Origin of the sequence: Nocardia sp. NPDC004568, from assembly GCF_040609955.1 — a bacterium.
In the GTDB taxonomy this organism is placed as follows: Bacteria; Actinomycetota; Actinomycetes; order Mycobacteriales; family Mycobacteriaceae; genus Nocardia.
This window is the reverse complement of the sequence record NZ_JBEXLL010000022.1, coordinates 11,855-27,059: the sequence shown is the minus strand read 5'-3', so window position 1 is coordinate 27,059 and position 15,205 is coordinate 11,855. Positions and strand designations below refer to the sequence as shown.

Sequence of the window (15,205 nt, the reverse complement as noted above, 5' to 3'; positions counted from 1 at the left end):
TTGCAGACTGCGCTTGATTCGGTTGCTTGTCCAGTGGTGTGCTGGATTCACCCGGCAGCCGGGAAGCTCGAATCGAGAAGCCGCCCACAAAGATCCCCATCCCAGGCGCGACCGGTTCGAGACATTACCGCGAATCATCGAACGATCAAACGGCACGACTCCATGTCGTCGCCCCCGGCCGCCGGGCCCACCACCCACACCCGTCGATCGGGAGCCTCAGCCATGACGAAATACGGAGCAGGACAACTCGATAGCCCGGCCGATCGACCGCCGCGTGCCGGCGCGGCGCGACAACCGCGCGTGCACCCATCGGTTCGCCGCGCACCGGCAGGCCACCGGCCGAAGGCATCGGCCGGCGACCATATCGTGCGGATCCGCACGTGAGTGTCCCGCGGCGTGCGGTGGCCGTGCGTGCCCACGGCAGCGACAGCGGCGATATCGACCGATTGTGCGAAATACATGGTCTCCGTGTGGTGTTCACGGCCTATATCGGTGCCGGTTCGGTGCATGCGCCGATGATCGCCGCCCATCACGCGCTCGATCACGATGCCGACGTGGTGCTGGTTCCGCATCTCGGCATCCACGAAGCCCGGTCGCCCTCGTGGCGGACGGTGACCCGGTTCGCGGACTTGATCACCGCCGCCGGGGTACTCGAATCCGGGTCATGACCCGCCGGTCGTCGCGGTAACCGATACAGCGCCCACCGGATATCTCCCACCGGGAAATTCCCGGCCCTCGCTCGCGCCGCGCGCGAGTACACGAGTCCACTTCTCGATCTCGACTGTCTGGAGTGTGTTCCGTCATGTCTTCTTCACCTGTCCCCGAGCGTCCCGTTCTCGTTGTCGGGGCCGGTCCGTCCGGCCTCACTCTCGGCATCGAACTCTTGCGCCGGGGTGTGGATGCCCGCGTCATCGACAAGCTGGACGGCCCGGTCACCACATCACGGTCGTTCACCGTGCACGCCCGTACCCTGGAACTCCTCGAACTGGCGGGGGTGGTCGACGAGTTCCAGGACCGCGGCCTGCGGGGTGAGTGGATGGACTATCACTTCCACGGCGCCGCGGAGAAGGTGCGCCTGGATTTCACCGGTCTCGACAGCCGGTACCCGTATTACCGGGCCTTGAGCCAGAAAGATACCGAGGAGATACTGCGGCGCCGGTTCACCGGACTGGGCGGGGCCATCGACTGGCAGCGTGAACTCGTCACCGTAGATATCGGCCCCGGCGGCGAGGTCACCGCGACGGTGCGGGATACGCGGTCCGGACGCGTGGAAACAGCGCGCCCGCCCTGGTTGGTCGGCTGCGACGGGGTACACAGCACCGTCGCCACCTCGCTCGGCGCGCAGGCCGATCGTGTCGAGTACGCGGGCACCGCGATGCGGATGATGGACGTCCCGCTCCGGGTGCGACCGGACTGGCCGGTGCAGGCCGGAGGTGTCGATTACCGCGTCACCCGTGATCGGATGCTGCTCACGACCGCACTGCCGGACGGTGTGTGGCGAGTGTTGATCAGCGATACCGGCGACGCGCGGGACGCGGATACGTCGGTGCACGCTTTTCAGGCCGTCGTCGACGAGCACTTCGGGGGCGCGGTGCGATTGGGGACCCCGGAATGGACCTCCGTGTTCCGTACCCGGCGGCGATTGACCTCCCGGTACCGGAACGGGCGTGTCCTGGTGTGCGGGGACGCCGGGCACGAACGCTCCCCGGCCGGTGGGCAGGGGATGAACACCTCGATGCAGGATGCGTTCAATCTGGGATGGAAACTGGCTGCGGTGGTCCACGGCGATTCCCCGGACGCGCTGCTGGATTCGTACGAGGCGGAACGGCGCCCGATCGCCGAACAGGTGAACGCGGGTACGCACGAATTGCATTCGGTGTTGATGAACCACGGTATGCCCCTCGCCGAACGGATGGCCCTCGCCCGCGAACCGGGGTTCACCGACCGGGCGGTCGCCCGGATCTCCGGCCTCGCCTACCGGTATCCGGCGACCGGTGAAATCTACGCACCACCCGGGCACACCCGGTTGGACGGTCTCGGGGCCGGGGACCGGGCGCCGGATGTGGAGATCACCCCACGGCTGCGCCTGTACGAGATGCTGCGGCGTCCCGGCCACACCCTGCTGATCACCCACCGCGACCCGAGCGCGGCCGCACACACCGCGGCGCTGGTCCACCGGCTGTCTCCGCAATTCGGCCACCGGGTCGAACCGGTGGTGATCACTGTCCCCGGCCACCACCGGCCGATCCCGGCCGACGCGATCACCGCCGACAGCTTCCGGGTCCACGAACTCTACGGCGCCCCGGACACCGACGCGGCATGCCTGATCCGGCCCGACGGCTATCTGGCCCACCGCTGCCGGACCACCGAGCACCACACCCTGCACACCGCCCTACGCGCGACCTTCGCCTGATCCGCATACCGGCCACTGCCGCCGCAGAACCCGCCGCACCGTCGGCATTCCGGCGACTCCCGCCCTTGGATTCGCCCGCCTGCCCGGCCCACCCGTCTCTCCCGCCCGCGTCGCCCCGCCTGGCCTGCCCGGTCGAGATCGGGTGCCGGCCCCCGAACAGCGCCGCACGTTGTTCGACCCCAGGGACCACCGCCCCGACCAACCCGCTGTCTTCCGGAAAGAAACCGCCATGCCCTCGTCCGCTTCGCCACCCTCGATCTCGCTCCCCCACTCCGGATCGCCGGCCGGCTGCCCGGTCGTGCCCGGCATCCCCGCCGAGACCGGTTCCCGGGTACCCCTCCACACCCCGGAATTCGCTGCCGATCCCCACGGCGCCTACCGCATGATGCGGAAACAGTTCGGTGATCTCGCACCCGTCGAACTCGCGCCCGGAGTCCCCGCCACCCTCGTCCTCGGCTATCACACCGCACGCCGCATCCTGCACGACCCCGACCACTTCCCCACCGACCCACGCACCTGGCAGCACACGGTCCCCGCCGACTGCCCGGTCCTGCCGATGATGCGCTGGCAACCCGCGGCCCGTTACAACACCGGGATCGCGCACACCCGCTACCGGCAGACTGCCACGGCCGCCATCGACGCCATCGACACCCATGCCCTGCACGCGACGGTGGAACAGGTGGCCGTCCCGTTGATCGACACCTTCGCTGCGTCCGGGTCCGCGGAACTGGTCACCGACTACGCACAGCCCCTCGTCATCACCGTCCTCAACCGGCTCATGGGCTGCCCATCCGATATCGGGCAACGAATCGTCTCGGGGACGGCCGCCCGCTTCGACACCGTCCGAGCCGCCGAAGGCATGCGCGTCATGCACGCCGCGCTCACCGAATTGATCGCGCTCAAACATCGGTATCCCGGTGACGACGCCACCACCCGCCTGCTCACCCACCCCCACCACCTGGACGACGGCGAAGTACTGGCGCAGTCGATGAGCTTCTACGGCGCGGGCGGCGAAGCCCAGCCCAACCTGATCACCAACACCATCCTGCTCATGCTCACCGACCCCCGCTTCGGCGGCAGCCTCCTCGGCGGCAGTCTCTCCACCCGCGACGCGCTCGACGAGGTGTTGTTCCACGACCCCCCGATGGCCAATTTCTGCACCACCTACCCGCACACCCCGCTGCTGCTCGGCGATACTTGGTTGCCGGCGCATCAACCCGTGGTGATCAGCCTCGCCGCCGCCAATACCGACCCCGCCCTGACCGGCGGCGACCCCACCGGTAACAGGGCACACCTCGCCTGGAGCGCGGGACCACACGCCTGCCCCGCCCGCACCATCGCGTACCTGATCGTGCAAGACGCCATCGACCAGCTCCTGGATGCGGTCCCGGACATGGAGCTCGCGGTCGCGCCCACGGAACTGGTGTGGCGGCCCGGACCCTTCCACCGGGCGCTCACCGCCCTACCGGTCACCTTCCGGCCCACCCCGCCGACCGGCCTCCGCCACGACACCGGTGACCGGGAATGATCCGGTATTCGCTGGCCATACACCAAACCCTCGCCCTCTACGAATCAGAATTCCAGCGGATCGGACCGCGTTTCGGCCCGAACCGCTGCGGATCCGCCCCCGAGGTCACTGCGGCCACTGCTCATCCGACCCGGCTTCGGATGACGCATACACAGAGGTATCGCCCTGGGGCGTCAGGCCAGTCGGACACCTGATCACCAGACCCGCACGGCCTCGTCGTCGCCCCGAAAGGCCGGGACGCCTGCACAACCGCAGCCGGTACGACCTACCAGGAGGTTTACGGCGCGTCGGATCCTGGCGCGGGGACCCCTTCAGCGGGTGGCGCTCATTCCCAACGCTGTTCACCGGCAGCGTGATTGAGCCTATTGTTGCAGCATGGTGACCGAACCGAGTAGAGAGCAGGTGTACGCCGAACTGTCCTTCCCGAGTACGGACCAGGCGGTAACGTTCGACCTGTACCAATGGCTGCCGAACGATCCGGGCCTCCGCACGCACGCCGAGGTGGGGCTGGCCCGCCGGCCCAGTGCGGACACCTCGATGGGGCACTGGAGGTCATCGGCCTCGTCCTGAGTCGGGGCATCGCCGCGACGAACCTCGCGGTGGCGTACGCCGCCCGGCGGACTGCGCAACGACGAACCGGGCTCGGATGACCGCCGCGCCACGGGTGGATTCTGGGCGGACGGGTACTACGGGCCCGCACTCCCGGCGTCACCCAGGCCTGCGTTCCGCATAATTCGGGGCGGCTAGGTGTTGCGGGTCATAAGGTTGGTGACGCCTGGGCAGAGGTGAGGTGCAGGGGACGGGTCTTCCGGCGGCGGGATAGAAAACGCCAATCCTCCGCCCGCGCTACCGGAAAGACCCGTCCGTGACCCACGGTAATGCCCCGCTGTCGGTCGAGGGCCGACGCCGCCTTGTCCGACGCTGCCGCAACCGCCCCATCGCCCATGTCGCCGCCGAAATGGGTATTTCCCGTCAATGCGCATCGAAGTGGGTGAATCGGTGGCGCCGTGTCGGTGAGCTGGGACTGGTCGACCGGTCCTCGATGCCGTATCACCAGCCCCGGGCAACGCCGGCCGAAGTCGTGGCCCGGATCGAACAGTATATAGACACCGCGATGGCGGCGGAGAACGCCGATATCGCCGATGCGTTCAATGGTCCAGAATTTGTGTGGCTCGGCGTCGAAGCTTTGCCGCTCGGTCATCCCTCCTGATGCTCGGATCGGGTCAGTTCCCGGGTGAATTCTCGCCGTGCTTTCTCGATGAGCTCGTCAGTGGCTGCCGGGTACGCTGCGGCTATCGCGATCAATGCGCCCTCGACATGGGGCCCCAGGCCAGTGTGGGATCCAGGAGCCAACCCGTCCAGCGCACGAACCAAGCTTGTATCGAAGTTGCGTCGAACCTGATCGACAGACAATCCTCTTCCTATCAAGTCAACCTCACTTTCCGCCACTCGGACCGGGCCGAGTTCACCAGCATCTCATGCAGCACTTTTGCAGGTTCGGTCGCACGAACACCATTCATCTCGACGTCGGCAAACGCCTCTGCCAAGGCCTCGATGGGATGAAAATATCCTTTACAAAAACTGTATCCACTGAGCTTTCCGAGCCAATCCTTGTAGGATTTTTCCAGATCGCTTTCAGGATTGCTATACTTCCGGCGATAGTATTCGAACAATTTTGTTTCAGCTATATCGACGATGGCCGACCGTCCTTCATAGGTTAGTGCGTGACCGAATTCGTGAACTATTGCGCTGTATGCCGGGCCTTCGGATCGCCGGGAAAAATGGCCCCTATTTATGGCCTGTTCCGTATCCTCCGATAGTAGCCTAGGATTCGAGGCGTACTTTGTCGAAAATGCAATTCTGGTACCGACGAGACTGGTTTGAGAGGATCTGTCTTCGAACGATCGAGCAATACTTCCATCGACGTCACCGATTTCTATCGATAGAATTCTGGTATGTGGATACTTGGCCAGCATGTTGTCCATGGCTCTGACGATTTCCCGTATCGTGCCGGTATCGAGGCCCGGCCTGCCGAAGCCGTATGTCTGGATACCGTGCCGCTCGGTCAGGCCATTTGCAATCTGCGTGTTCAGCCTTTCGAGTTGTCCGGCCCGGCGACGAACAGGAAGTGGCGACTCCAGATTGCCTGCGGTTGCGGGAACTGGCTGTATTACTTTTGCATTGTCGGCACTGTGCAATTCAGAGTCTGCGGCCCGCACGTAGTGCGCAGCGCCCCGTGGCAGAGTCGCCCGGATGTGTGCAACGTTGTTTGTGACGGAGATCAACCTGTCGAGAAGACCTGCTCCCTCATCGATTTTCCTGATCATGGGATGTGACCGATCACTCGATCCGCCCGGCGCTCGGGCAGGACTGAAGAATACGCACCGGTCGGTCTTTGTTTCAGCCTTGGGAGTACCTACCTCGATTTTCCGCGGCTGCTGGGTCGGGTGTGTCGGGTGGTGAGGTTGTCAGGGCAACAGTGTTCTCGGTTGACCCACGCTGACCCGCGCTGACGATACTCAGCGACATGCAACCCCAGATACGGGCAGGTACAGGCACGTTCAGGTACCAATCAAGATGCTCTACGCCGTCTCGTTCCCAGAGTGCCCGTGCCCGCAGCAACACTATCTCGGTTCCCGACTACCCTCGATCGCATGACTTGCCCGCGAGACCCGACACCTCGAATCCGGGTCTGCTGAAAGTTCTCGCCCCGGTACCCGACCCCCGAGATCCCCGTGGACTGCGCGACTCGATGCCGCTGCTGTTAGCCATCGCGATCCCGGCCACCGCCGCTGGCATGCGCGGCTTCACCGGCTACTCCATCTGGGCGCACCGCACCCGCGGCCCTGCTCGCCGACCTCGGCCTGACCGAGAAGTACCGGCCCAGCGATAAGCCTCAAGGTGCTCCGCGGCACGGCACGGTGGCGCTGCTCGCACTTCCGCAGCGCTCTTCGCGAGGGGGATCAACCTGTCGCAGCGTGGGCGGATCTCCGGGATATGTCATCATGTGCAATACTCGCGAGCTGAGTGTTTCCGACGCCGCCCAGCGGGGCGTCGCCGGCCTGGTGGCGGATGCCGAAGGTGGTACCGATCTGTTTGTCACGCGCCATCACCGGCCGGTTTCTGCCGTGGTCGGCATGGATCGGTTCGCTGAATTGGATCGCGCGGAGTCCGACCTTCGTGACCTCGCATTGGTGCTCGCCCGGGCCGCGACCGACAACGGGAACCGGACGTCACTCGATGACGAGCTCCGCGCGTCCGCAAGCTGATCGTCGGCCGCAATACCTGGCGAATCGTGTATCGGAGCATGGACCGGCAGACCATCGAGATCTGTGAGATCTGGCGGCAGCGCGGTGGGAGGGCGGCTTTCATTCGAGCCGAGTCGTAGCTATCCGGTCGAGCGAGCGGGGGAACCGCAGGGCGCTTCCCGCATCGGGAACGCCCCACGGTTAGGCGCTGAACGGTTCAGCGGGCGAAGAGCAAAGCCCGCTTGACCTCCTGGATGGCCTTGGTGACCTCGATACCGCGCGGGCAGGCATCCGTGCAGTTGAAGGTGGTGCGGCAGCGCCACACACCGTCGACCTCGTTGAGGATGTCCAGGCGCTCCCGGGCAGCCTCGTCGCGGCTGTCGAAGATGAAGCGATGCGCGTTCACGATCGCGGCCGGGCCGAAGTAGCTGCCGTCGTGCCAGTACACCGGGCAGGACGTGGTGCAGCAGGCACACAGGATGCACTTGGTGGTGTCGTCGAACCGGGCGCGGTCGGCCTGACTCTGGATCCGCTCGAAGGTCGGCTCGTTACCGGAGGTGATGAGGTAGGGCTTCACCGCCCGGAACGCGTCGAAGAACGGTTCCATGTCCACGACCAGGTCCTTCTCGACCGGCAGACCACGGATGGGTTCGACGGTGATGGTGACCGGCTTACCGTTCTTCGGCAGCATGTCCTTCATCAGGACCTTGCAGGCCAGCCGGTTCACCCCGTTGATCCGCATGGCGTCGGACCCGCACACCCCGTGCGCGCAGGAGCGCCGGAAGGTGAGGGTGCCGTCCAGATAGGACTTGATGTAGATGAGGATGTTGAGGAAGCGGTCCGTCGACAGCGCGGGCACCTGGAACGACTCCCAGCGCTGGCCCTGACCGTCCTCCGGGTTGAACCGCGCCACCTTCACGGTGATCATGGTCGAACCCTCGGGGACCGGCGCCGGGTTCGCGGCCGTCGGATTCTCGGCTACAGCGGTCATCAGTACTTACGCTCCATCGGCTCGTAACGGGTCTGCACCACCGGCTTGAAGTCGAGGCGGATATCGGAGAGGAGATCCGCGCCGTCCTTGTAGGCCATCGTGTGCCGCATGAAGTTCACGTCGTCGCGGTCCGGGTAGTCCTCGCGCGCGTGCCCGCCACGCGACTCCTTGCGGTTGAGCGCCCCGACCACCGTGACTTCGGCCAGCTCCAGCAGGAAGCCGAGTTCGACGGCCTCGAGCAGATCGCTGTTGTAGCGTTTGCCCTTGTCCTGCACCGTGATCCGGGCGTAGCGCTCCTTGAGCGCATGAATATCGGTGAGGGCCTGCTTGAGCGTGTCCTCGGTACGGAAGACCGAGGCGTTGTTGTCCATCGACCGCTGCAGTTCGGTGCGGATATCGGCGACCCGCTCGTTGCCGTGGTCGGACAGGATCAGCGCCAGCCAGTCCTGCACCATCTGGGCCGGGTTCTCCGGCATCTCGACGAATTCGGCGCGATGCGCGTATTCCGCGGCGGCGATACCGGCGCGGCGGCCGAACACATTGATATCGAGCAGCGAGTTGGTGCCGAGCCGGTTCGCACCGTGCACCGAGACACAGGCGCATTCACCGGCGGCGTACAGGCCGGGCACGATATCGGTGTTGTTCTTCAGCACCTCGCCCTGGATGCGGGTGGGGATACCGCCCATCACGTAGTGACAGGTCGGGAACACCGGTACCAGTTCCTTCACCGGGTCCACACCGAGGTAGGTGCGGGCGAACTCGGTGATATCGGGCAGCTTCTCCTCGAGGACGTCCTCGCCGAGATGGGTCACGTCGATGTAGACGTAGTCCTTGTTCGGTCCGGCGCCGCGACCCTCGAGCACCTCGAGCACCATGGAGCGGGCGACGATATCGCGCGGCGCGAGGTCCTTGATGGTGGGCGCGTAGCGCTCCATGAACCGCTCACCGTCGGCGTTGCGCAGGATGCCGCCCTCACCGCGGACGGCCTCGGAGATGAGGATGCCCAGGCCGGCCAGGCCCGTGGGATGGAACTGGTGGAATTCCATATCCTCGAGCGGCAGCCCCTTGCGGAACACGATCGCCATACCGTCACCGGTCAGCGTGTGCGCGTTGGAGGTGGTCTTGTACATCCGGCCCGAGCCGCCGGTGGCGAAGACGATCGACTTCGCGTGGAAGACGTGCAGCTCACCGGTGGCGAGCTCGTAGGCGACCACGCCGGTGGCGACCTGCCCGCGATCGGTGTCGGTCAGCACCAGATCCAGTACGTAGAACTCGTTGTAGAACTCGACGTCGTGCTTGACGCAGTTCTGGTACAGCGTCTGCAGGATCATGTGACCGGTACGGTCGGCGGCGTAGCAGGCGCGCCGGACCGGGGCCTTGCCGTGGTCACGGGTGTGACCGCCGAAGCGACGCTGGTCGATCTTGCCCTCGGGCGTGCGGTTGAAGGGAAGACCCATCTTCTCCAGGTCCAGCACCGCGTCGATGGCCTCCTTGGCCATGATCTCCGCCGCGTCCTGGTCGACCAGGTAGTCGCCACCCTTGACCGTGTCGAAGGTGTGCCACTCCCAGTTGTCTTCTTCGACGTTCGCCAGGGCCGCGCACATACCGCCCTGAGCCGCGCCGGTATGGCTGCGGGTGGGGTACAGCTTGGTCAGCACCGCGGTCCGTGCCCGTGGGCCGGCCTCGATGGCCGCCCGCATGCCCGCGCCACCGGCACCGACGATCACCACGTCGTAGCGGTGCTCCTGAACAGGTCGGGATTCAACGGGTCCGCTGGTTCGTTCGCTGCTCTCACCTGCGGCGGCACTTCCTTCGCTGCGCTCACCGGTAGCGTCGATTCGTTCGCTGCGCTCACTCATGCGAGGTGGCCCGTTCCTAACTGATATTGGGGTCGAAGGTGAAGATGACGTAGGTGCCCACGCCCATGATCAGGATCATCGACAGCACCAGCAGCGTGTTCAGCCAGAACCGGGTCGAATCCTTGCGCGAGTAGTCGGCGATCACGGTGCGCACACCGTTACCGCCGTGCAGCTGCGCCAGCCACAGCATGGCCAGATCCCAGATCTGCCAGAAGGGGCTGGACCACCTGCCGGCGACGAAGGCGAAGTTCAGCCGTTTCACGCCGCCGTCGAGCAGCAGCATGATCGCCATATGACCGAAGACCAGCACGATCAGCGCGAGACCGGAGAAGCGCATGAACAGCCACGCGTACTTCTCGAAGTTCCCGCTGGCGTGCGAACGCGGGGAGCGCGGCAGATCCAGGCTCGCCGGACGGTCGTAGGACTTGCCGAGAACGGGTGCAGGCCCACCCGTCGCCCGACCGCCGCCCCCCACGGAATTGCTTCGCAATGCAGTCATTCTCAGTGCTCCGTCAACAGTAGGTAGAACATGCGGCCGATCGAGGGCACCAGGAGCACGACCAGGAGCCCGATGATGCCCCAGAGCATCTGCTTCTGGTAGCGCGGCCCCTGGGACCAGAAGTCCACCAGGATGACCCGCACACCGTTGAGCGCGTGGAACAGCACACAGAAAACGAGTGCCATCTCCATGAGCGCGACGATCGGCGTCTTGTAGATCTCGATCGCTTCGTCGTACATCTGCGGGCTGACCCGTACGAGCGCGGTGTCCAGGACGTGCACGAAAAGGAAGAAGAAAACCGTGACACCGGTGATCCGGTGCAGGGCCCAGGACCACATTCCGGGGTCGCCTCGGTACAGCGTTTTGCGCTTCGGCTGGGCCGGAGCTTCTATCGTGGCCATAGAGTTTCGGTGCCTCCAACATCGTTGATGGACCCGGTCGCAGATCCCGGCACCGGTGTGGCGGGCCGGAAATTCGGTGGCGTACCAACCCGCGGCCGACAGGGACCGACTCCGGGGCCGCTGTCGATAGGGCTCGCCGCCGCCGAACCTGAACCGATCTGTTCTGGACTCTAATCCTCTGGCAATCGGGGAACTAATTCGGCGTGCCGCGCGTTGCGCCCAGATCACACAGGTTAGGTTTACCTTTGTAAGGCGGTGGAGGGGTTCCGCGGCGGGTCCGTCGCGCCCTCGATCACCTACTCACAGAACCACTCCGCGGCGTCGGATTGTTCCGCAAAACCTTGGTGTGCAGCGGATTTCACATCCGACCCGCCACGCACGCGCACACCGCGCGATTTCCGGCGCGCACCGCGACGCACAATGCCGATCTCGCCGTCGCGCACACCGGCAATGTGCAAAATGTCTCAACCGGAGAGACGAAGTTACTCCAGAGTAGCGTACCGATCGCCGCGGCGACGAACACCTTTCCGCCGTGCCCGGAAATACGGACAGACCGCCCGCCGCCCGGGCCGGGCGCGAGACCCGGGCCCACCGGCCGCCGCGCATCCGGGGCGGGCCGCCGGTGGAACCACGCCGGGTCAGTCGCCCTAGTGGATCGAATCGACCCGTAGCCGCACGGCCTCGTAGTTGAAAACGGTGTCGACGACATCTCCGGGCACCCGCCCCAGCAGTGCCTGACTCGCCGGCGCGCTCTGCGGGTACTTGCCGACGGCGGGATCGGCCTCGTGATCGGGCACGATCTGGTACTCCATCCGCACCTCGACCTTGTCGAAGGCGTCGAGCCTGGACAGCAGCAACTTCGAATACACCATGACGATGAGGAACTTCGGAAGCGTCATTCGCACCTTCCTGGTGAGGGGCCCCGGACCGAGCGGCCGGGTTCTCTACATATCTCCGAGCGGAACGACGTGTTTCACATCTGCGCGGAACAGATCGTGCGCGTAGTCGCACGGCGGACACGGTGATGCGGCAGGCTGGGCCGGGACCCGGTGGGTCGCCCACGGACGCGGGAGCAGCTATGGATATCGACTGGAATCTTCTTCGCACCAGCGCGCACACCGCCATGCGACGCGCCCATGCCCCCTATTCCCGTTTTCCGGTCGGCGCGGCCGGTTGGGACGGCAGCACCATCTCCCTCGGCTGCAATGTCGAGAACGTGTCCTACGGGCTGGGGCTCTGCGCGGAATGTGTGCTGGTCGGCAATAACAGAACCGTCGGAGGCGGCCGGCTGCTCGCCGTCTCGGTCTGCGATTCCCGGGGCGCGATCCTGCTGCCCTGCGGGCGCTGCCGCCAGGTGCTCTTCGAGTTCGGCGGGAAGGAACTGCTCATCGACCACCCCGACGGGCCGGTACCCCTGGGCCGGCTGCTGGCCGACGCCTTCGGGCCCGACGACCTCGCTGCCGGTAGGACCTGACCGCCACACCGCATCGAGTTCCCGGCGCCGATCGGCAGCGCGCCTTCCTACGGCGCCGGCCCCCAGGTCGGCTCGGTGCCGGCCCGGCCGATCCGCCGGCAGCAGGCTTCAGATCCACAACGGCCGCGAGTACGAGCCGATGGGCGACCGGCGCAGCGCGCGACGGCCCCGCCGGCGTCCCGCCGTCGTGGAATCCACGCGGGACAGAACGGGTTGGTCCGGGTATGACTGTTCCCCTCTCCGTGCTCGACCTGGCCGCCGTCGCCGCCGACGGATCACATCGGCAGGCGCTCGCCGACACCCTGACCGTCGCCCGGGAGGCCGAGCGACTGGGGTACCGCCGGTTCTGGGTGGCCGAGCACCACGGCATGCCGGGTATCGCGAGTTCGGCGCCGCCGGTGCTGATCGCCGGGGTGGCCGCGGCGACCGAACGGATCCGGGTGGGTTCCGGCGGGGTGATGCTGCCCAACCATTCCTCGCTGGTGGTCGCCGAACAGTTCGGCACCCTGGTCGCGCTCTACGGGGACCGTATCGACCTGGGATTGGGCCGGGCCGCCGGTACCGATCCGCTCATCTCGGCCACCATCCGGCGCGGCGCGGCGGCCGAGGCGGTGGAGGATTTCCCGAAACAGGTAGTGGAACTGCTCGCCTACTTCGGGACGATTCCGCCGCTGCGTGGTGGACAGGGCGACCGTATCCAGGCGGTGCCCGGTAAGGGCGACGTCCCCGAGATGTGGCTGCTGGGTTCCAGTGATTTCAGTGCCCGGCTGGCCGCGATGATGGGCCTGCCGTTCGCGTTCGCCCATCATTTCGCCGGTGGCCGCAACACCCCGCTGGTGTTCGAGCTGTACCGCAGCGAATTCCGGCCCTCCGAGGTGCTCAGCGAACCGCATTCGATGCTGGCGGTGGCCACCGTGGTCGCCGACTCCGCCGCGGAGGCCCGCCGCCGCACCCTGCCGCAGAGCCTGGTCCAGCTGCGGATGCGCACCGGTCAGCTGCCCCAGCGGATACCGACCCTGGCCGAGGCGGAGGAGTACCCCTGGTCGGACGCGGAGAACGCCTTCGTCGACGACCGCAACGCCGACCAGGCGATCGGCATGCGCGAGCAGGTCCTCGACCGGCTCGACACACTGGTGAAGGACACCGGAGCGGACGAGATCATCGTGACCCCCACGGGGCCCACGGTGCAGCACCGCCTCGAGACCCTGCGGGCGCTCCAGGAGTAGTTCTCCGGACACACCGGGCGTCCCGCCGGCCGCGATCGCGACCGCGGCCCCGACGTGGCCGGGTAGAAGAGGCCCGCCGGACCGGCTCGGCGTACCCGGGCGCGACCGCCGCGGCGCTGCCAGACTGGTGACGTGACAGCACACGACGCGGTATCGATCATCGGGGCCAAACGCGACGGCGGCGAGCTGTCCGACGCGCAGATAGATTGGGCCATAGCCGCTTTCACCCGCGGTGAGATGGCCGACGAGCAGATGGCGGCGCTGGCCATGGCGATCGTGCTGCGCGGGATGAACCGGCGGGAGACCGCGCGCTGGACCGAGGCGATGCTGCGGTCGGGCCGGCGGCTGGACTTCACCGATCTCCCCCGGCCGACGGTCGACAAACATTCCACCGGCGGCGTGGGTGACAAGATCACCCTGCCGCTGGCCCCGCTGGTCGCCGCCTGCGGTGCGGCGGTACCGCAGCTGTCCGGCCGTGGACTGGGCTACACCGGCGGCACCCTGGACAAATTGGAATCGATTCCGGGCTGGCGGGCCGATATCGACCCGGACCGGATGCGCGAGATCCTCACCGACCCGGCCGCGGGCTGTGTGGTCTGCGCGGCCGGCGCCGATCTGGCGCCCGCCGACAAACGCCTCTACGCGCTGCGCGACACCACCGGCACGGTCGAATCCATTCCGCTGATCGCCGGCTCCATCATGAGCAAGAAGATCGCCGAGGGCACTGCCGCCCTGGTCCTGGACGTGAAGGTGGGATCCGGCGCGTTCATGCGCACCCGCGACGAGGCGCACGCGCTGGCCACCGCCATGGTCGAACTGGGCGCCGACGCGGGCGTACGGACCGTGGCACTGCTCACCGCGATGGACAGCCCGCTGGGACGCACCGCGGGTAACGCGCTCGAGGTCGCCGAGGCCGTGGAGGTGCTCGCGGGCGGCGGACCGGCCGATGTCGTGGAGCTGACGCTGGCCCTGGCGCGCGAGATGGTCGCGCTGGCGGGTCTGGACACCGATCCCGCCGACGCGCTCGCCGATGGACGCGCCATGGACCACTGGACCGCGATGATCCGGGCGCAGGGTGGTGACCCCGGCGCCCCGCTGCCGGCGGCCGCCCACACCGAAACGCTGTCCGCGCCGGACTCGGGGACCCTGACCCACCTCGACGCGCGCGGGATCGGTATCGCCGCCTGGCGCCTGGGCGCCGGCCGCGCCCGCCAGGGCGACCCGGTCCAGGCCGGCGCGGGCGTCCAGTGGCATGCGGTCCCCGGCGACCGGGTCACCGCCGGCCAACCGCTGCTCACCCTGCACACCGACACCCCGGAGGCCTTCCCCCGCGCGTTCGAGGCCCTGGCCGGGGCGATCACCGTCGGGACCGGATCCACCGACCGACCCGCCCGCGGTCCGCTCGTCCTCGACCGGGTGGCCGATGCGCACCGCGCCGGACAGCACTGGTCGCCACACCGGCATTCCGGTCACCCGCGCGCCCGGTCCGGGCCGGTTACCGCGCACAACCACCCGCGTCCGGCCGCTGACCACGAAGGGAATTCGACGTGAGCGCCTGTCGAAGAG

Annotated in this window: 15 protein-coding genes and 2 pseudogenes; 11 read left to right on the top strand and 6 right to left on the bottom strand. The window is 66.9% G+C overall.

From position 1 onward, the window contains the following. The first annotated feature begins 380 nt into the window (after positions 1 to 380). From ABZV91_RS13010 to ABZV91_RS12985, 6 genes and pseudogenes are all read left to right on the top strand, one after another. A complete protein-coding gene (locus ABZV91_RS13010) occupies positions 381 to 668 on the top strand; it encodes a hypothetical protein (protein ID WP_355239837.1) in 288 nt (95 codons plus the stop codon). Positions 669 to 802: 134 nt separating this feature from the next. Then, positions 803 to 2,413, top strand: coding sequence for an FAD-dependent monooxygenase (locus ABZV91_RS13005; protein ID WP_355239834.1), 1,611 nt, complete (start codon positions 803 to 805; stop codon positions 2,411 to 2,413). A 229-nt stretch (positions 2,414 to 2,642) separates the two neighbouring features. Next, positions 2,643 to 3,941, top strand: coding sequence for a cytochrome P450 (locus ABZV91_RS13000; RefSeq protein WP_355239831.1), 1,299 nt, complete (start codon positions 2,643 to 2,645; stop codon positions 3,939 to 3,941). 375 nt (positions 3,942 to 4,316) lie between these two features. Next, positions 4,317 to 4,511: a hypothetical protein gene (locus tag ABZV91_RS12995; protein ID WP_355239987.1), complete on the top strand. Its 195-nt coding sequence runs from the start codon at positions 4,317 to 4,319 to the stop codon at positions 4,509 to 4,511. Continuing rightward, complete coding sequence (locus ABZV91_RS12990) at positions 4,487 to 4,591, top strand: hypothetical protein (protein WP_355239976.1); 105 nt, start codon at positions 4,487 to 4,489, stop codon at positions 4,589 to 4,591. The genes ABZV91_RS12995 and ABZV91_RS12990 overlap by 25 nt, the downstream gene beginning before the upstream one ends. 215 nt (positions 4,592 to 4,806) lie before the next feature. Continuing rightward, positions 4,807 to 5,034, top strand: a pseudogene (locus tag ABZV91_RS12985) (leucine zipper domain-containing protein); the annotation flags it as partial. A 331-nt stretch (positions 5,035 to 5,365) separates the two neighbouring features. Here the strand turns inward: ABZV91_RS12985 and ABZV91_RS12980 are convergent. After that, on the bottom strand, positions 5,366 to 6,268 hold the full coding sequence (locus ABZV91_RS12980; protein WP_355239828.1) for a hypothetical protein: 903 nt from the start codon (positions 6,266 to 6,268) through the stop codon (positions 5,366 to 5,368). 368 nt (positions 6,269 to 6,636) lie between these two features. Between ABZV91_RS12980 and ABZV91_RS12975 the strand changes: the two are divergent. Together ABZV91_RS12975 and ABZV91_RS12970 are read left to right on the top strand one after the other, a co-directional pair. Continuing rightward, positions 6,637 to 6,835, top strand: a pseudogene (locus tag ABZV91_RS12975) (ISAs1 family transposase); the annotation flags it as partial. Positions 6,836 to 6,919: 84 nt separating this feature from the next. Then, positions 6,920 to 7,210: a hypothetical protein gene (locus tag ABZV91_RS12970; RefSeq protein ID WP_355239984.1), complete on the top strand. Its 291-nt coding sequence runs from the start codon at positions 6,920 to 6,922 to the stop codon at positions 7,208 to 7,210. A gap of 196 nt (positions 7,211 to 7,406) precedes the next feature. On the opposite strand, the gene ABZV91_RS12965 is transcribed toward ABZV91_RS12970, so the two are convergent. The 5 genes from ABZV91_RS12965 to ABZV91_RS12945 form a co-directional block, all read right to left on the bottom strand. Beyond that, entirely contained in the window at positions 7,407 to 8,180 is a 774-nt protein-coding gene (locus ABZV91_RS12965) for a succinate dehydrogenase iron-sulfur subunit (RefSeq protein WP_355239825.1), read from the bottom strand. Continuing rightward, positions 8,180 to 10,039 (bottom strand): succinate dehydrogenase flavoprotein subunit, encoded by a 1,860-nt coding sequence (sdhA, locus tag ABZV91_RS12960; RefSeq protein ID WP_355239822.1) that lies wholly within the window; start codon positions 10,037 to 10,039, stop codon positions 8,180 to 8,182. Before sdhA ends, ABZV91_RS12965 begins: the two co-directional genes overlap by 1 nt. A 16-nt stretch (positions 10,040 to 10,055) precedes the next feature. Further along, complete coding sequence (locus tag ABZV91_RS12955; RefSeq protein WP_355239819.1) at positions 10,056 to 10,538, bottom strand: succinate dehydrogenase hydrophobic membrane anchor subunit; 483 nt, start codon at positions 10,536 to 10,538, stop codon at positions 10,056 to 10,058. A gap of 2 nt (positions 10,539 to 10,540) precedes the next feature. Then, the gene (gene sdhC / locus ABZV91_RS12950; RefSeq protein WP_081876974.1) at positions 10,541 to 10,939 is read right to left on the bottom strand and encodes a succinate dehydrogenase, cytochrome b556 subunit; all 399 of its coding nucleotides are present in this window, start codon (positions 10,937 to 10,939) and stop codon (positions 10,541 to 10,543) included. A 647-nt stretch (positions 10,940 to 11,586) separates the two neighbouring features. Continuing rightward, on the bottom strand, positions 11,587 to 11,838 hold the full coding sequence (locus ABZV91_RS12945; protein ID WP_355239815.1) for a GreA/GreB family elongation factor: 252 nt from the start codon (positions 11,836 to 11,838) through the stop codon (positions 11,587 to 11,589). Positions 11,839 to 12,017: 179 nt separating this feature from the next. Between ABZV91_RS12945 and ABZV91_RS12940 the strand changes: the two genes are divergently transcribed. The 3 genes from ABZV91_RS12940 (at position 12,018) to ABZV91_RS12930 (ending at position 15,190) form a co-directional block, all read left to right on the top strand. Further along, on the top strand, positions 12,018 to 12,413 hold the full coding sequence (locus tag ABZV91_RS12940; protein ID WP_355239812.1) for a cytidine deaminase: 396 nt from the start codon (positions 12,018 to 12,020) through the stop codon (positions 12,411 to 12,413). A 224-nt stretch (positions 12,414 to 12,637) separates the two neighbouring features. Then, positions 12,638 to 13,639, top strand: coding sequence for an LLM class flavin-dependent oxidoreductase (locus ABZV91_RS12935; protein ID WP_355239809.1), 1,002 nt, complete (start codon positions 12,638 to 12,640; stop codon positions 13,637 to 13,639). 132 nt (positions 13,640 to 13,771) lie between these two features. Beyond that, a complete protein-coding gene (locus ABZV91_RS12930; RefSeq protein WP_355239806.1) occupies positions 13,772 to 15,190 on the top strand; it encodes a thymidine phosphorylase in 1,419 nt (472 codons plus the stop codon). Positions 15,191 to 15,205 lie beyond the last annotated feature (15 nt).